This window comes from Shewanella salipaludis (genome assembly GCF_012911865.1).
Taxonomy (GTDB): Bacteria; Pseudomonadota; Gammaproteobacteria; order Enterobacterales; family Shewanellaceae; genus Shewanella; species Shewanella salipaludis.
Map to the genome: position 1 here is coordinate 74,088 of NZ_JAAXYH010000012.1, position 17,504 is coordinate 91,591.

Consider the following 17,504-nt stretch of genomic DNA (forward strand, 5'->3'; position numbering starts at 1 on the left):
ATGCCGTCATTCCCAGGCGGCAGCCGGGCGGCTTTGATGGCTAAGCCAGCCCTGCCAACACGGCCAGAATGTCGCCATTGGTAAAGGGCTTGGCGATGAAATGGGAAATGGTATCGCTCTCGAGCGCCCGCAGGATCGCGGGATCGTCGGGATAATAGTAACCCGACACCAGAATGATCGGCATCGCAGGCTCGAGCTCACGCAACTGCTGCGCCAACTGCAGACCGTCAATGTCCGGCAGCTTGGCATCCAAAAATGCCAGCCGGAAGCGCTGTTGCCGCAGCGCCGCCAGGGCGGCCATCCCAGTTGGCACGCTGACCGCAGTGTAGCCTCCGGTCAGCAACAAATGTTCCATGACCCAGGCTATGCCGGGCTCATCATCGACTATGAGGCAGTCGAGCAGTGGTTGAGAAGACGCTGTCATAGCAACGGCAGCGACACGGTAAAGGTGGTGCCCTGGCCGGGCTGACTGTCGACACTGATACTGCCCAGGTGTTGCTTGACGATGGAATAGCAGAGGGAAAGCCCCAGCCCAACCCCCTGTCCCACAGGAGAGGTGGTATGAAAGGGATCGAAGATCTTGTCCAGTGCATCCTCGGCAATACCTGTGCCCGTGTCTTTGATAGAAATCCGCGCTTCCCCGCCCTGTTGCTCCAGGGTGATATGCAACTCACCGCCCTCAGGCATGGCATTGATGGCATTGAGCAGCAAATTCATGAACACCTGCTGCAGCAAGCTGAAGACCCCGGACACGGGCGGGCAGCGCTCCGGCAGCTGACAGATTATCTTGATCTTATGGACCTTGGCCTGGTTGGCCGCCAGGGTAATGGTTTCGGACAGCACAGTTGCCAGCGCCACAGGGGCCATTTTTTGTTTATCGGACGGCCGGGAAAAACGCAACAGGTTCTCTATTATGCTGGAGGCCTTCTGCAGGCTGGCCTGAATTTTTTCGGCACACTCGGTACGAAATTCCGCTGCCAGGCCGTCCTCCATCAGAAACTGGGCCGCCGAAGAGCAAACCGCCAGCGGGTTGCGGATCTCATGGGCAATGCCGCCGGCCATCACTCCCAGGGCGGCGAGTTTTTGCGAGCGGCGTTGCTCCGCCTCTAACTTGCGTTGTTCGGTCAGATCCCGGCCGACGGCGACTATGCCCACTGTCAGGGCGTCATCGTCTTTCATGGGGGAGAATACCCAGGCGACCGGAATTTCACTGCCCTTCTCCGGCATCAATTCCCATTCGGCGGTCAGGGGACGGGCACTGCGGCGCATCCGGTGGAAGAGGTTCTTGATGTCTGAATGAGCAGCCGAATGACAGAACTCGAAAAAGAACTGCCCCTTCACCCTGGAAAAAGCGAAGCCAGAGAGTTTTTCCGCCGCGGTGTTCCAGGTCAGGATGCGTCCTTCGGTATCCAAGGACAGCACCAGATCGCTGGCGCTTTCCACCACACTGGCAAGATGACACTCCATCCGCCGCATCTCTTCACTGAGCCTAACCTGTTCGGTAACGTCCTCCATCAGCAACATCACCTGTTCCTCCCGCGTGCCCGAGACAATGGGGAAAATGCGGTAGTAATAGGTTCGAAACGGCATTCCCGGCGCCCGGTAAGCCATGCGCTGACCACTGGAGGGTTTGTTGCTCTTGAATACCTCGAGGATCCGCCGTTTGATATCCGTACGCTCGAGGATCACCGAGGGAAAGACTTCAGCCAGAGTGCAGCCTATGGTATCCGACAGGCTGCGCTGACTGCGGGTCAGGAAGTTGCGGTTGACCGAGGTCACCCGCAGCTTACTATCGATCAGCAATACCGACGAAGGAATCGCATTGAGCAGCATGTCGTAGAGCTGCTTGTATTGTTCCTGATCGCCGCCTCTCGAGCCGCTCTCTTGGGCTCCATGGGATTGAGACGCTTGTCCACTCATAAGATATCCTCCAGTAACCTGTCCATGTCGCCGTCAACTTGATGCACAAAATGATAGGCCGGCCAGGGACCGCTCAATAACAACCGGTACGGCACGGCAGCGATAATGCCCTCAATCGCGCGGCTGAAAGCGTCCAGCCGTTGTCGCCGAACCAGGTAATGCAGCGAGAAGACCTGGCGATCGCCCAAGGTACCGGATTCACTGCGGCTGTCGCTGTAATGCCCCTGCAACCCGGCATCCAGCATACGCCGGATCTGCTCCAGCTCCCGGCGTTGCCGGCCCCCGGTCGCATAATGATCGCGGCGCCATTGCAGGTAGTCAGCCCCGGTGGCGACCGGCCGCGAGGGCGTATCCTGTGGTTGCGGCGGCAACAGGATCCGCAGCGTCATCTCGGCGCAGGCCTCGACTCGCGCCAGCTGATCCAGATAGTCCAGATGATGGCTCTGCAGCAAACGCTTCACGGCCGCCAGGGTCGCGAAACGGGCACCGTACCTCATGGGAAGCAAGTCATATTGCCTGTGCAGGGCCTCAACTATCGCGCCATAACGCAGCAGAGTGTCAACATCCGGCTCCATGTCACCGGCGGCGCAGGCAGCGACGGCCGCACTCAGCCCCTGACTGGTCACCCACAGGATGGGCTGCTGCGCCACCACCGTCGGCAGCGGAGACATGGCGGTGCCGCAGCCGCTATGCAACACACAATAGAGGAGATAACTCATTCGGAAGACTCACAGAAACTGTAGGGAGGCCAGGGGCCGGTGCACTGAAGCGTCAGTCCCTGGGGGCCCAGGGTCTGGTTCAGGTGAGCTATATGTGCATGAAAAGCATCGGTCGCCGATTCGGTTACCAGGAAGGCCCAGTTCAGTATCACCTCGGTCTGCTGTTCGGCCACCGCGAGTATTTTGCGCTGGGAGAAACCGTCGGCCAGCTCAGCCAACTGAGCCGCAATATCCGTACATGTCGACTGCAGCCACAGCTTGAGCCGCTGCTCCGCCTCCCGCCGGATACGCTGCTCCTGCAGGTGCCGCATGCCGGGTGAGGACGACAGACCCTGTTGCTGTTGCGCTAGCTGTTGGCTGAAGAGCGCCTGTATCGCCACTCCCCTGTCCAGTTGCCCCTTAAGTGCCCATTCCGTTCGTCCGGCCACGGCAGCCAGGCTGCGATGGATCAAGGCATAGCGCTGACTGATCTCCTGCTGCAGGCTTTGGCGGGAAGAGAACAGGGTACCGAAACGCACGGGAAACACGGGAGAGTGGCGCATCGCCTCTTCGATCACCCGCTCATGTCGATAGGCTCGTGGCAGGAGCCAGGCAATATCCTCCGTCGAAGGGGTCGGATGCTCGGCCGTGAAGCTGGCGCTGGACACCCGGCTGAGCACGGCGGCAATCTCCCCCCATGGGTAGATAAATACGTCGCTGCGCTCATCGAGAGCCGGCGCCGCTATGGCTTCGAGCCGCCCTGCCTGCACGAAGCAATAGAGGTAGAGCGCACCCTGGGACACAGGCTGCGCCTGGGGATCATTCTGCATAAGGTCTTCCCTGACTGTGACTCGGTTCTAGTCTTGGCCCGTGGGGCGCGCTGCACCTGGATGTTTGCCCATCTGTGCCAACACCAGTTCAAAATCTTCCTGCCCAATCAGCACTTTGCACTCGCAACCTGGGTCTCCTCCGGCGGCGTCCACCACCCGGCGGATCGCCAGCAGGGCCGCGCGGTTACACAGGCCGGCAACCTCGGCGCCGCTGTAGCCGGCGGTGCGTTCCGCCAGGTTTCGGCTATCGACCCCGGGGGCCAGGGATTTCTCCCGCAGGTGGATGTCGAGGATAGCGGTACGGGCCTGGATATCGGGGAGCGGGATCTGGATTAGCTGATCGAAACGCCCGGGTCTGAGCATCGCCGGATCGATCAGATCGCTGCGGTTGGTCGCCCCCAGGATAAACACCCCTTTGAGATCGTCTATGCCATCCATTTCGGCGAGAAACTGGCTCAACACCCGTTCCGCCACATGGGAATCCGAGCCCGAGTTGCTGCGCACCGGGATCAGGGCATCGATTTCATCGAAGAACACTATGCAGGGCGCGGCCTGACGGGCCTTATGGAAAATCTCCCGCACCCCTTTTTCCGACTCGCCAACAAACTTGGAGATCAGCGCGGGTCCCTTGATGGAAATCACATTGACACCGCTCTCGTTGGCCACGGCCTTGGCGATCAGCGTCTTGCCCACACCTGCGGGTCCGCACAGCAGCAAGCCCTTGGGGGGACGCACGCCGGATTGTTCAAACAGTTGCGGATAGTTGAGCGGCCATTCGATCGCCTCGATCAGCTGTTGTTTCACCTCCGTCAAGCCGCCGACATCGTCCCAGCATACGTTGGGGATCTCCACGAAGACCTCACGGATCGCCGAGGGCTCCACCTCCCGCAAGGCGACGAGGAAATCGTCCATCTTCACCTGCAGACTGGCGAGCTGCTCGTAGGGAATGCTGCTGAGGGAGAGATTGATGTTCGGCAGCAGTTCCCGCAGGGATGACATGGCCGCCTCCCGGCAGAGCGCTTCCAGATCGGCGCCGACGAAGCCGTGAGTCATGTCGGCGAGGCGGTTGAGTTTCACGTCTTCGGCCAACGGCATGCCGCGGCTGTGGATCTCGAGGATCTGCAGCCGGCCATCGCGATCCGGAATGGGAATGCTGATCTCCCGATCGAAACGGCCGGGACGCCTGAGCGCCGGATCCAATGCGTTGGGCAGATTGGTGGCGGCGATGACAATCACATTCTGCCGGCGGTTCAGGCCATCCATCAGTGCCAGCAACTGGGCCACCACCCGCTTCTCTACTTCGCCGGTCACCTGATCACGCCGCGGAGCTATGGCGTCTATTTCATCCAGAAAAATAATGCTGGGACCCTTGCGGCCCGCCTCATCGAAAATTTTGCGCAGGTGTGCTTCGCTCTCACCATAAAATTTGTGAATGACTTCGGCGCCGCTGACCGAGAAGAAATTGGCATCCGTCTCGTGGGCTATGATGCGGGCGATCAGCGTCTTGCCGCAGCCGGGCGGACCATAGAGCAATACCCCCTTGGGCGCGTCTATGCCCAGTTGCTCGAACAGCTCGGGAAAGCGCAGCGGCAATTCGATCATCTCTCTGATCCGCTGCAGCTGGGATTTGATCCCCCCCACATCCTCATAGGAAATCGTTGTCGCTGACGATTCTTCCCTTTGCTCACTGATGATAAGCTCTGTGTTGTGGCCTATCACCACAGCGGTCTTGGGAGTGGTGCTTTTCACCCGAAAATCTATGGCACGCCGCCCAAAGAGCGAGACCCGCATGAGATCCCCCTGGGTCACCACCAGGCCATCGACCAGACTGCCTATGTAGTTGAGATCTTTATCCGTGGGCGCCTGATTGACAGGTGTCAATGTCAACTGCTGCGCCGGGCAGGCATCAGCCCGACTCACCTCGACCCTGTCCCCCAGGCCCACTCCGGCATTATGACGACTGATGCCATCGAGCTGGATACAGGACTGTTCGCGCATTGCCTTATAGCAGAGCATCACCTTGGCGACCGTCTGCCGCTTGCCCGCCACAGTCACTATGTCGCCGACCTCCAGTCCCAGACGCTGCATATCCTCCGGCCCCATGCGGGCATAGGTGCGGCCCACATCCTTGCTCAATGCCTCTGCCACCTGCAGCTTCAGGGGTGATGTACTCTTGTCATTCATGCTAACTCTCCTTTGTCACCCATGCCAACGCGACTCATCCTCGGATATTGCCGGCCCGGACTATTTCTGCAGACGGATCTCCATCACGCCATTCTTCATCGAGGTGGTCATGCACTCGGCCGTAAACTCGCCCGGAAGCAGGATTTCCTTATGGTATTTGTTGTTGCCCTTCTCGGCCGTGAGCTCCAGGATGTCGTCGCTCAGTTCCAATTTCAGATCCTGCTCACAGATCCCCGGCATCTCCGCCACCACCAACACATGATCGGCTTCATCGAAGATATCCACCAAGGGTTCGCGCACCGCCTCAACTACAGAGATGCCGGTCTCCTTATCCCGGCGGACATTGCCGAAGGGTTGAACATCGACCTGCCGCTCCCCCTCTTCACCCAACCCCACCTTGACCGAGAAACCGTAGACTCCCTTCAGATCTTTGTGCTCTCCCTTGCCGTCCACATTGAATTCACCGCTGCGTTTGAGCTGCTCGCCTTTCTCGGCCAGCTCGCCGAGTTTTTCAACCAAGCCCCCCAATCCCTGCAGTATGCCTCCGAGGCTGTCGCTGCCACCCTGGTTACCCTCTGGTTTCTTCTTCATTGCACTGTCCTCTGTGTCATCAAGTCATAACGTTTTATCTTGTTAAGCAAAGTCTTATAGTCGACCTGCAGTATGCGGGCCGCTTCGGCCTTGTTGCCGCAGGTGCGTTCCAGCACCCCCGCCAAAATCTTTCTCTCCACGGTTTCCGTGTAATCCCGTATCATGTCCTTCAGCGACAGCTGAGCCGTTGTCATCAGCATGATGTCATTGAACTGTGCCGGCTCGGACCGCCGCTCATGGCCGCCGGACAGATTCAGGTGTTCTGCGTCTATGCGTGTGTCGGCCAGCAACACGGCGCGGCGCACCACGGCCCGCAGTTCGCGCACATTGCCGGGCCAGGAGTAGGCCCGCATCCTGTCGATAGCACCAATCGAGAGTGTGACCCGCTTGCCCAATTCCCTATTGGTCGCCTGAATGAATCGCTGGGCGAGATAAACCAGATCCTCCTGGCGCTCGCACAGAGACGGCACCCTGATGGTAAATTCATTGAGACGGTAGTAGAGATCTTCCCGGAAGGTGCCTGCGGCCACCTTATGCTGCAGATTTTCATGGCTGGCCACTATCAGGCGCACATCGACCGGCACGGGCAGGTTAGAGCCGACGGGGAACACTATTTTTTCCTGCAACACCCGCAGTAATTTGGCCTGGGAGGCCATGGGCATGTTCGCGATTTCATCCAGAAACAGGGTGCCACCGCGAGCCGCGGCAAACTTACCTTGCTTGGCCCTGTCCGCCCCGGTAAACGCGCCCTTCTCATGACCGAAGAGTTCACTCTCCAGCAAGGTTTCCGGGATCGCGCCGCAATCGACCGGGATGAATGGGCCGCTGGCCCTGGGGCTATAGGCGCAGATGGCCTTGGCGACGACCTCTTTGCCGGCCCCAGTTCCTCCCTCTATGATGACGCTGAAGTTGGAACAGGCCACCAGCCTGACCTGCCGATCCAGCTTATGCACGCTGGTACTTGGGCCCATCAAGACGGCGAGATCGTAACGACCACCGCAGACTGCCTCCAATGGGATCATTGCCGGCTCAGCCAGGGGAACGACCCGTTCATCTTGATGTGAAGGCCTTGCAGAAGATGCCGGCTCGCGAGACTCATCAGTGTCGGACAGATGTAAAATCCGCTGCAACAGTCCAACCACCTGGCGGTTATCGAAGGGTTTGGCCAGGTAATCTATGGCGCCGGCCTTCATCGCCTCGACCGCTCCGTTGATGCCTGCGTAGCCGGTGAGCATGATCACAGGCAGATCCTGCTGAATGAGTTTGGCCTGCTTTAACAATTCCACCCCATCCATGCGCGGCATGCGCAAATCCGTCAGCAACACATCCGGGCTGTGTCGGCGGATCTGCTCCAGCGCCGCCACGCCATCATGGGCGGTCTCAACCTTGTAGCCCTCCCTCGCGATCAGGTGTGACAGCAGAGAGCAAATATCGGGATCATCGTCGGCAATCAGTACTGTAGGGGCAACCACCGATATCTTCCTTGGCATAGCGGTCATGGGTACATCTCCTCACGATGACGTTAAGCACCAGCTGGATCTGAAAACTGGAATGGATGTAAGACCCGGATATCTTCCGCCAGCCATTTTTCCGGCCGATGGAGCGCGCCGAGAAACAGTATCCCTATTTCACCGGCTCCCAGGGTGTTATTGATGCGTTCGGCAATAAAGCCATCACGCCGATCCAGTAGAGACTGGGCGTGTCGAGCAATGTTGGCCTCAGCGGCTTGCGGCCGTTGGCCTTGCTGCTTGCAGAACTGATATTCTTCCAACAGCAAGGCCGGGGATTCCGTGCCCATCAGGCTGGCCCCCTGCTCCATCAGGCGCAACAACAGGCGATGATTCAGACTTCCTTGAGCGGCGACATCCCTGACGATCTGCTCTTCCATGTCAGATACGGGTAAGCCATCCTGATACAATCGCACCCGTTCGAAAGGCAGCTCGAAGCTGCAGAGTGTGTTTTCTATCAGCTGCCACAGGCCCGTGACTGCGGCTCGCTCCTCTGTCGTCTCCTGCAGCGATCCCATGTCGGCCTGACTGTGAATAATCGGGATATGAATCAGTAATCGCTCCATCGACTGTCCCTTTGCTTCCTTAAATAAAGCCGATTAGCATACTAATAATGGCTGCAAACCAGCTTGTTAAAGCTAGTTCAGTTCCCAGGGAAGGGCAATGTGGGTCGCGGACATTAGCGCCAGAAATGCTTGGGTTAACCCAAGATGAAGACATAGATCACACTAGCCACAGACCAGGCGCATGCAGCGGCCAAAAACCTTATGTCCATTGACAGGTGTAATTCAACCCGCCTGCTCCTGTAAATGCCGTTTGCGCTCGGCGGTAAACTCCCACCACTTTCTGGCCGGGCCACCTTCCATGTAACGCACGGCCGCAATGAACACGTCTATGACGCAAGGATCATGCCTCTGGCCCGTGACACGGCAGAGATCCTGATACATCTGATAGGGGTCTTTGCCCGCCAGCTCGGCCGGCGTCTTGAATCCCAGGCGCAAAAAGTCCTGTTCCGTGGCCTTGCCGACATTGGGGATCTGCTGAAACTGGGTGATCTCATCCCTTGGCATTATCTTCCTCCAACATAAAAAGGTGCACAGGTTTAAATGAGCGCTGTGAATCAGCGCTATGAATGAACTAGTGAATGCTCAAGGATTACAGCGGCGCTTGCATAGCCGAATTTTCCGTGTCGTCATGGGGAATATGCTTCGCAATCTCGGCGGCGATCAGTTCACGTCTGAAGCCGACGATCAAATTATCCCTGAATAACACCAGGGGTGTACCATAGCCACCCAGTTGTTGATATTCGGCCTCGGCATCACTGTCTTTTTCGATATCCCGTTCAACATAGGCGATATTGTTTTTGTTGAAGTAATCCTTCAACAAGACGCAATATGGACAGCTTTCCTTGGTATAAGCGATGATCCGGCTCTGCTCATGGGGGAAAAACTGTCGGTAGTCACCGCTGACAGATTTGGGCGCACTCTGGAACCAGTTAAAAAGTAAGAAAATGGCGACACCCGAGATGAAAAACCCCAGGAATATAGATAAATCTGAGCGGAGAAATTTGGGGATAGTTATGTTATTCATGAAACACCCGAACCAGTGGCAACAAGTATATTGAAGGAGCACAAAAGGAGGAGCCAAGTGCGCTGCCAAGATGCCTGAAAAAACTGGCAACACACTCAGTCTTACTGGCTATTCAGCCATTAATGACAGCTGGGATCGGTTTCCCAAATGCTACACCAGTTGGTGTAACCCGCCTGACACAGGGCTTCCATACTGTCACAATCGGGACGCGCCAATGCCATAGTTGAAGCGACTCCCAATGCCACAGCCAATCCCGCTATCGCTAGTTTTCTGAACTTTTTCATATTTGCCTCATTTCCTTTGAGTTTAATAAATATATGACTAATCACTGATTAATCCGAAAAGTACTAGGCTTAAACTGCAATCCTAACGCATAACATAGTTAACAGGTATGCTACATACTGTCAACATCCATCCTGTCTGAGCCACTGCTGTTATTTATCCCAAGCTACCATTGGCCCACTAGCCTTAACTGTTGGATCCCGGATGAATGGCTTGGAAAGTGATAATGCATAGCCGCTGAAAAGTAATAAAGCCGCATCTGTCCCATTATGATTGAATGCAGAAAAATAGGCTGCTGTTAATGGGCTACAAGACCAATCCAAAAGTCCAGTGGCTAACCCCTGATGTTGCCCAATTGCTAGCAGCTAAATATGGAGCTCACCCAATTATTGTAATGACCAACAAGTATTGGATTGTCCACGATAAACCCATCCAGTCTCACCTTTTTAAAAATTTAATGCTCTATGTAATCCTTCCCAAGATGACACTTTGCTGTTGATAACTTGACTCATGTATATCCCCATAATTCATAACACTTGAATTCAGTAATATTTAACGTGATATTTATTAGGGCAGCAGTTGTAATCAACTAACCCAGGCCCGCTTTCCCGCCAGAGCTTTTTGGGCATTGAAGCTAAATCAGTACACCAAAAATGATACTGTTGCACCAGTGACCTTTGACGACAGGGTGAGCATCGCATGGCGATATGCTGCGAACGAGAGCCATGGATGGCGAGCTGGCTCTTGTGCATGGAGGCATTTTGTCGCCGTCGAGCCCTCAGGGACACTTATTGTGAAATCAAGAACCTGCGACTCTCTTAACCTAAGAACAGTCGAAAGGCCGCGCTATGCACCCCAGTCAACACGACATAAGTAGATCCCTGCACGACACTCACGGCAGGTGCAAGAATCACACTGCGAGTGACAGCATAGCTAACTGAGCTGAACCACTACTCACAAGACGGAAAGTTTCCCAGTTAAACATAAGCCAAATAAAAACACCCGATTCCTTGCGGACTCGGGTGTTACATTGGGTTTATGCCAGGTTAGTCACAGACTGGCTAATCGAGCCAGTTACATGGGCCATGCCCTGTAGGACTTACCCTTGAGCTTACCACCCGTGATCTTGTTGAGCGCCTTCTTGGCCACCTTGCGATTGACCGCCACATAGGCGCGGTAGTCGCCGATCTGGATCTTGCCGACCTGGGTACCTTCTATGCCATTCTCGCCTGTCAGGGCGCCCAAGATGTCGCCGGGACGCAGCTTCTGTTTCTTGCCGCCGTCGATCTGCAGGGTGATCATGCTCGGTGCCGACGGGGTGGTGTTCAGCAGGCTCAGGGGTGGCAGCGGCTCGCTGACGATATCCCGCTCGAGATACTCTTCCAGCAGGGCTATCTTGTAACCGTCCTGCTCGGTATAGAAGGTATAGGCGGCGCCCTTGCTGCCGGCACGGCCGGTGCGACCTATGCGGTGAATATGCACTTCTGTGTCATAGGCCAGGTGATAGTTGAATACCGCATCCAGGTTGTCGATATCCAGGCCGCGGGCGGCCACATCGGTCGCCACCAAGACGCAGGCGCTCTTGTTGGCAAATTGCAGCAGGGTCTCGTCGCGGTCGCGCTGCTCCAGATCCCCATGCAATGCCAGCACGCTGAAACCAAAGCCGGCAAGCTCGTTGGCCACTTCCTGGGTCTCGCGCTTGGTGTTGCAAAACACCACGGCACTCTCGGGCTTATGCTCGAGCAACAGAAGCCGCAGCGCTTCCATCCGCGCCTTGTTGTCGTCCAGACGATAGAAATGCTGCTCTATGCTGACGGCATCATGGGTCGAGGCGACCTTCACCATCACAGGCTTATACATTATCTGTTCGGCGATCGACTGGATTTGCTTGGGGAAAGTCGCGCTGAACAACAGGGTCTGCCGCTCGCGGGGCGCCTGCTCTATGATGGCATCCAGTGCCGGTTGGAAGCCCATCTCCAGCATGCGATCTGCCTCATCCAGCACCAGCATCTCCAGGTGACTCAGATCCAGACGATTGCGATCCAGATGATCTACTATCCGCCCCGGGGTGCCTACTATGATATGGGCACCATGTTCCAGGGAGCCGACCTGAGGTCCCATGGGCACGCCGCCACACAGGGTCAGCACCTTGATATTGTGTATGCCACGGGCCAGAGTGCGGATCTCCTGCGCCACCTGATCCGCCAGCTCGCGAGTCGGACACAGGATCAGCGTCTGGATGCGAAAACGTTTCACATCCAGCTTGTTCAGCAAGCCCAGCCCGAAGGCCGCCGTCTTGCCCGAGCCCGTCTTGCCCTGGCCTATGACATCCTCGCCCGCCAGTATAGGTGGCAGACTCTGGGCCTGGATGGGTGTCATCGACAGATAACCCATGGTGGTGAGGTTTTCCAGCAATGCGGGTTTCAGCTTAAGGGTGGAAAAGGCCATCTGGCTGTCTGGCTGTGTATCTGTGTGACTCAAGGTGTATATCCTGTGGTGATATTAAGGTGTTGCTTAACATGAGGTTAAATCTGTTATTCGGGTGTCGGGCGCTGTGCTGCGCCTCTTGGCGCAGGAACCGGCATGGCCTCCAGCCCCGAAAGAGCAGCTATTGTAGCAAGATAGCCGCGGCTGCGCTTGCCAAGATGCAGATTAAATGTACGGCATGAAGCACAGGGCCGAATTCCCCGGCCCTGTGACCAGCGGCGTCACTCAGGCGTTCTTGCGGCCGCCAGGATCTGCGCCTTGCGCTCGCAATCCAAGTACTCACCGAATTGCTGCAGCAAGCGCATCAGCCTTGGCTGGATCCGCACCCGGCAGAAGGGTTTATCTGGATCGGCATAGTAATAGTCGCGGATGGACTCACGGGATAGCCTGAATTCGCCGAACCCCAGTGCCCGGGTCAGCAAGGGGGCCTCGAACTCGTTCTGCAACTTGGCTATGATATCTGCCACCGCCGCTAACTGAGGGGCATCATAGGCATAGACGGCGCTGCGATAACGTCGTCCCCCACCATGCTCTACCGTGCTGCCATGGCTATGCAGGTGGATCTCCACCAGGGTCGCCAACGCTATCTGTTCTGGATCGAAGTGCACTACCACACCCTCACAGAAATCATCCTCGCCATAGCGGCTAGCGTTATCATAGGTGGGCGAACCGGCAGGAGCCGCGCCGGCCGCCAGCCAGCCCTGCTCTACCTCGACCACCCCCTTCAGGGAGCGGAAGATGGCTTCGCTACACCAATGACAACTGCCGCCAAGGGCTATCTTAGTTATCATCTCGTCTGTTCCTCATGAGTTTCATCCCCATGGATTGAGCTGCCAAGCGCAACACCAGGTTTGGGTTGTCACCTGGCCCAATTTCTCCCTCAGGCCTATCGGCGCTTCAAGGCATAGAAAGGATAGCCCCATCTGGCTGGATTGCACCCTGCACGGCGCATGTTTTCGAGCCGGCTCACAAAAGCAAACGCCCCGAAAACGGGGCGCTTGTGTTTGGCTCATCTCCAAGCTCAATCAGCTGCGCAGGCCTATGCCACGGGACACCAGGTAGTAGGCCAGCGTCCAGAGAGCGACACAGAAGCCCACCATGATGCCCACCGACAAGGGCACGCTGATATCGGCAAAGCCGAGGAAGCCGTAGCGGAATACGTTGATCATATAGACAACAGGGTTGAGGGCCGACACCCCCTGCCAGAAGCTGGGCAGCAGGGACAGCGAATAAAACACCCCACCGAGATAGGTCAGCGGCGTCAGCACGAAGGTAGGTATTATGCTGATGTCATCGAAACTCTTGGCAAATACGGCGTTGATCAGCCCGCCGAGGGAGAAGAGCACAGAGGTCAGGAACACGGTCAACACCACCAGGCCAAGATGATGCAGATGTATGTCGACGAAGAAGAGTGCCACCAGGGTCACTATCAGGCCAACACACAGGCCGCGGGCCACCCCGCCGCCGACATAGCCGGCGATCATCACATAGTGGGGCACGGGAGCCACCATGACCTCTTCCAGATTGCGCTGGAACTTGGCGCTGTAGAAGGACGAAGCCACGTTGGAGTAAGAGTTGGTAATGACAGACATCATGATAAGGCCTGGGGCGATAAACTCCATGTAGGTCACCCCGCCCATCTCGCCTATGCGGCTGCCCACCAGGTTGCCGAAGATCAGGAAATACAAGGTCATGGTGATGGCCGGCGGCACCAGGGTCTGGATCCAGATGCGGGTGAAGCGGCTGATCTCTTTGATTAATATGCTCTTGAAAGCGATGACATACAGGTGCCTCATCACTTGTTCTCCTTGGATTTTTCCACCAGCTCGACGAACAGCTCCTCGAGCCGGTTCGACTTGTTGCGCATCGACAAGACTTCGATGTCCAATGCCGATAACTGGGCGAAGACAGCATTCAGGCTATGCGACTTCTCCACATCCACTTCCAGGGTATGGGGATCCGTCAGGCGGCAAGCCATGCCGGTCAGCACAGGGGCAACCTGGATATCGCGGCGCAGATCCAGGATGAAGGTCTCCATGTTGAGCTTGCCCAGCAGCGTCTTCATGCTGGTGCATTCCACCAGCACCCCCTGGTCGATTATGCCTATGTTGCGGCATAACATCTCGGCCTCTTCCAGGTAATGGGTGGTGAGTATGATGGTCACCCCCTGCTTGTTGATCTGCTTGAGGAAGTCCCACATGGAGCGGCGCAGTTCTATGTCGACCCCTGCGGTCGGCTCATCGAGGATCAATAACTTGGGCTCATGCATCAGGGCCCTGGCGATCATGAGACGCCGCTTCATGCCACCGGACAACTCCCTGGCCTGGGTGTTGCGCTTGCCCCAGAGATCCAGCTGGCTCAGGTAGATCTCGGCCCGCGCCAGTGCCACATGCCTTGGCACGCCATAATAGCCGGCCTGATTGACCACTATCTGCAGCACAGTCTCGAACTGGTTGAAGTTGAACTCCTGGGGCACCAGGCCTATGCAGAGCTTGGCCTGCTCCAGCTCCCGGTCGAGATCGAAGTCGAACACCCGGACACTGCCGGCCGTTTTCTGCACCAGGGAGCAGATGATGCCGATAGTGGTCGACTTGCCCGCGCCATTGGGACCGAGCAAGGCGAAGAAGTCCCCTTGCTCGACGCTCAGGCTGATGCCCTTGACGGCTTCGACGCCACTCTTATAGGTTTTTTTCAGGTCTTCGAGTACTAATGCATGCGCTGTATTAGCCATTATCTGTAGCGGCTCCTAGATTGGGTAACTGGATGGCGAAAGCTATCCCGGCGGATAACAAAACTCCCACTGGGCGCGGGAGTTTGCAGGTATGGCTGTTATTCCAGGGGAACGACTTTGGCTATATAAGGCAAGTTACGGTATTGCTCGGCGTAGTCTATGCCATAGCCGACGATGAACTCATCGGGAATGGTGAAGCCGATGAAGTCGACCGGCACATCGACCTCGCGGCGCTCCGGCTTATCCAGCAGGGTGCACAGGGCCAGGCTCTTGGGCTCGCGCAGCAACAACATCTCGCGCACCTTGTTGAGGGTATTGCCCGAGTCGATCAAGTCTTCAACGATCAGCACATCACGGCCGCCGATATCGGACTGCACATCTTTAAGCACTTTCACATCCCGTGAGCTGCTCATGGCGTTGCCATAACTCGAAACCGACATGAAATCGATTTCCACATGCCCCTTGATGCGGCGGCATAGATCGGCCATAAAGACCACCGAACCTTTCAGCAGCCCTACCATCAGCAGGCGCTCGCTGTTGGCATAATGGGCGTTGATCCGCTCTGCCAGTTCATCCAGTTTCTGGTTAATCTCCTCGGCGGAGATCATCACTTCTGTGGTGTGTTTCATATTGCTCTCAATTGTCGAGGTCGCTCTGGTGTTTATCATAACCCCAGCGACTCGTTAATGCGTGGTCTATGCCCAGATGATCCAAGATCCGAGCGACCATGAAGTCTACCAGATCCTGAATGGATTTGGGATTGTGATAAAAGCCGGGTGCCGCCGGCATTATGGTGACGCCCAGGCGCGACAGGGTCAGCATATGTTCCAAGTGTATGGCACTGAAGGGCGTTTCCCTGGGCACAAGTATGAGCTGGCCGCGTTCCTTGATCACCACATCGGCGGCGCGCTCGAGCAGGTTATTGCTCATGCCGGTGGCGACCGCCGCCAGGGTGCCCGTGCTGCAGGGGCAGATGACCATCTGTCCGGGCGCGGCGCTGCCGGAGGCCGGCGGCGAAAACCATTCGTCCTTGCCCAGCACCCTCAGCTCGCCCTTGAGCTCCCCTGTCTGCTCGGCCAGCAGCGTCAGGAGTTGCTCCCTGGCCTTGTCGGTGTTGGCGCTGAGCTGCAGCCCCTGCTCGGTCGCCAGCACCACGCGGGCGGCGCTGGAGATCATCAGGAAGACTCTGTAGTCGGCGCATAGCAGTGCCTGCAACAGGCTAAGGCCATAGGGTGCGCCGGAGGCACCCGTCCAGGCCAGGCTGATGCTCTTGTCCCTGGGGGCATTAGTCATTGGCATTTCCTCAACCCGCCTTCAGGGCAGACAGGAGTTTCTGGTGCAGGCCACCGAAACCGCCGTTGCTCATTATGATGATATGATCGCCCGCCGCGGCATTGGCGGCGACCCGCGCGACTATCGCCTCTATATCATCCAACACTGTCACCGGCAGAGGTGCCGTCGCCATGGCAGGCGCGAGCTGCCAGCCTATGTCGTCCGCCTGATACAGATAGGCCTCATCGGCCTGGTGCATGGCATAGGCCAGGGTATCCTTATGGACCCCGCTCTTCATGGTGTTGGAGCGCGGCTCCAGCACCAAAGTGATCTTGCTCCGGCCCACCTTGGCACGCATTCCCATGAGGGTGCTGGCGATGGCAGTGGGATGATGGGCGAAGTCGTCATAGACGCTCACCCCGCGGATGTTGCCCAGCAACTCGAGCCGGCGCTTTGGCGGCGCAAAACCGCCCAGAGCCTCGATAGCCGCAGCCGGCCTGACCCCGACATGGCGGGCGGCGGCGATGGCCATGATGGCATTCTCTATGTTGTGTTGGCCGATAAGCTCCCAGGTGAGCACACCCTGGGACTCGCCATCGAAGAAGACCTCGAAGCTGTGGCCATCCTCGGCCAAGGCACAGGCATGCCAACCCAGATCGCCGGCCTGCAGATGGAAGCACTCCTGCTCGCTCCAGCACCCCATGTCGAGCACCTCCCTGACGGTCTGGGCGTCGGCGGGCCAGATCACCTTGCCCTCACCCGGGACTGTCCGGATCACATGGTTGAACTGCCGCTGGATGGCGGCCAAGTCGGCGAAGATATCGGCGTGATCGAATTCCAGGTTATTGATCACCAAGGTACGCGGCTGGTAATGGACAAACTTGGAGCGTTTATCGAAGAAGGCGCTGTCATACTCGTCGGCCTCGACCACGAAGAAGGGCGAGTTGCCCAGGCGCGCCGAGACGCCGAAGTTTTGCGGCACCCCGCCGATGAGAAAACCTGGCTCATAACCGCAAGTTTCCAACACCCAGGCCAGCATGCTCGAGGTCGAGGTCTTGCCGTGGGTACCCGACACCGCCAGCACCCAGCGGCCTGGCAGTATGTGCTCGGCGAGGAACTGGGGCCCTGAGGTGTATTTCATCCCCTTGTTCAGCACGGCTTCGACACAGGGATTGCCCCGGCTCATGGCATTGCCTATGACCACAAGATCCGGCTCTGAGTCGAGCTGGGCGGGATCGAAGCCCTGGATCAATTCTATTCCCTGCTGCTCCAGCTGGGTGCTCATGGGCGGATAGACGTTGGCATCGCTGCCCGTGACCCTATGGCCCATGGCCCTGGCCAGCAGCGCCAGCCCACCCATGAAAGTGCCGCAGATCCCTAAAATATGTACGTGCATGCTGCTCACTCTATG

The 17,504-nt window shown here is 57.3% G+C and carries 19 protein-coding genes; all 19 read right to left on the reverse strand.

The window, feature by feature from the left end; translation table 11 throughout:
• Positions 1–40 precede the first annotated feature (40 nt).
• Positions 41–424 (reverse strand): response regulator, encoded by a 384-nt coding sequence (locus HC757_RS14975; RefSeq protein WP_169565186.1) that lies wholly within the window; start codon positions 422–424, stop codon positions 41–43.
• A complete protein-coding gene (locus HC757_RS14980; protein ID WP_169565187.1) occupies positions 421–1,920 on the reverse strand; it encodes a PAS domain-containing sensor histidine kinase in 1,500 nt (499 codons plus the stop codon). The genes HC757_RS14975 and HC757_RS14980 overlap by 4 nt, the downstream gene beginning before the upstream one ends.
• A complete protein-coding gene (locus HC757_RS14985) occupies positions 1,917–2,639 on the reverse strand; it encodes a GvpL/GvpF family gas vesicle protein (protein ID WP_169565188.1) in 723 nt (240 codons plus the stop codon). Before HC757_RS14985 ends, HC757_RS14980 begins: the two co-directional genes overlap by 4 nt.
• On the reverse strand, positions 2,636–3,448 hold the full coding sequence (locus tag HC757_RS14990; protein WP_169565189.1) for a GvpL/GvpF family gas vesicle protein: 813 nt from the start codon (positions 3,446–3,448) through the stop codon (positions 2,636–2,638). The genes HC757_RS14985 and HC757_RS14990 overlap by 4 nt, the downstream gene beginning before the upstream one ends.
• A 27-nt stretch (positions 3,449–3,475) precedes the next feature.
• Positions 3,476–5,632, reverse strand: a complete 2,157-nt coding sequence (locus HC757_RS14995; protein ID WP_169565190.1) for a CDC48 family AAA ATPase — start codon at positions 5,630–5,632, stop codon at positions 3,476–3,478.
• A 60-nt stretch (positions 5,633–5,692) separates the two neighbouring features.
• Positions 5,693–6,223: an Hsp20/alpha crystallin family protein gene (locus HC757_RS15000; RefSeq protein WP_169565191.1), complete on the reverse strand. Its 531-nt coding sequence runs from the start codon at positions 6,221–6,223 to the stop codon at positions 5,693–5,695.
• A complete protein-coding gene (locus tag HC757_RS15005) occupies positions 6,220–7,722 on the reverse strand; it encodes a sigma-54-dependent transcriptional regulator (protein ID WP_169565192.1) in 1,503 nt (500 codons plus the stop codon). Before HC757_RS15005 ends, HC757_RS15000 begins: the two co-directional genes overlap by 4 nt.
• 23 nt (positions 7,723–7,745) lie before the next feature.
• Positions 7,746–8,297: a hypothetical protein gene (locus HC757_RS15010; RefSeq protein WP_169565193.1), complete on the reverse strand. Its 552-nt coding sequence runs from the start codon at positions 8,295–8,297 to the stop codon at positions 7,746–7,748.
• A 222-nt stretch (positions 8,298–8,519) separates the two neighbouring features.
• Complete coding sequence (locus tag HC757_RS15015; protein ID WP_169565194.1) at positions 8,520–8,801, reverse strand: helix-hairpin-helix domain-containing protein; 282 nt, start codon at positions 8,799–8,801, stop codon at positions 8,520–8,522.
• Between the two features lie 85 nt (positions 8,802–8,886).
• Positions 8,887–9,321 (reverse strand): glutaredoxin family protein, encoded by a 435-nt coding sequence (locus HC757_RS15020; protein ID WP_169565195.1) that lies wholly within the window; start codon positions 9,319–9,321, stop codon positions 8,887–8,889.
• Positions 9,322–9,440: 119 nt separating this feature from the next.
• On the reverse strand, positions 9,441–9,605 hold the full coding sequence (locus tag HC757_RS15025; RefSeq protein WP_169565196.1) for a hypothetical protein: 165 nt from the start codon (positions 9,603–9,605) through the stop codon (positions 9,441–9,443).
• A gap of 150 nt (positions 9,606–9,755) precedes the next feature.
• Complete coding sequence (locus HC757_RS19195) at positions 9,756–9,968, reverse strand: FRG domain-containing protein (protein WP_425313977.1); 213 nt, start codon at positions 9,966–9,968, stop codon at positions 9,756–9,758.
• A gap of 709 nt (positions 9,969–10,677) precedes the next feature.
• Positions 10,678–12,051, reverse strand: a complete 1,374-nt coding sequence (gene dbpA / locus HC757_RS15035) for an ATP-dependent RNA helicase DbpA (RefSeq protein WP_169565224.1) — start codon at positions 12,049–12,051, stop codon at positions 10,678–10,680.
• A gap of 260 nt (positions 12,052–12,311) precedes the next feature.
• The gene (locus HC757_RS15040) at positions 12,312–12,881 is read right to left on the reverse strand and encodes a peptide-methionine (S)-S-oxide reductase (protein WP_169565198.1); all 570 of its coding nucleotides are present in this window, start codon (positions 12,879–12,881) and stop codon (positions 12,312–12,314) included.
• A 234-nt stretch (positions 12,882–13,115) separates the two neighbouring features.
• Complete coding sequence (locus tag HC757_RS15045; RefSeq protein WP_169565225.1) at positions 13,116–13,886, reverse strand: ABC transporter permease; 771 nt, start codon at positions 13,884–13,886, stop codon at positions 13,116–13,118.
• A complete protein-coding gene (locus HC757_RS15050) occupies positions 13,886–14,821 on the reverse strand; it encodes an ABC transporter ATP-binding protein (RefSeq protein ID WP_169565199.1) in 936 nt (311 codons plus the stop codon). Before HC757_RS15050 ends, HC757_RS15045 begins: the two co-directional genes overlap by 1 nt.
• A gap of 98 nt (positions 14,822–14,919) precedes the next feature.
• Positions 14,920–15,450: a hypoxanthine phosphoribosyltransferase gene (gene hpt, locus HC757_RS15055; RefSeq protein ID WP_169565200.1), complete on the reverse strand. Its 531-nt coding sequence runs from the start codon at positions 15,448–15,450 to the stop codon at positions 14,920–14,922.
• Positions 15,451–15,457: 7 nt separating this feature from the next.
• A complete protein-coding gene (locus tag HC757_RS15060) occupies positions 15,458–16,114 on the reverse strand; it encodes a flavin prenyltransferase UbiX (protein ID WP_169565201.1) in 657 nt (218 codons plus the stop codon).
• A 10-nt stretch (positions 16,115–16,124) separates the two neighbouring features.
• Positions 16,125–17,489, reverse strand: a complete 1,365-nt coding sequence (mpl, locus tag HC757_RS15065; protein WP_169565202.1) for a UDP-N-acetylmuramate:L-alanyl-gamma-D-glutamyl-meso-diaminopimelate ligase — start codon at positions 17,487–17,489, stop codon at positions 16,125–16,127.
• Positions 17,490–17,504: the final 15 nt, after the last annotated feature.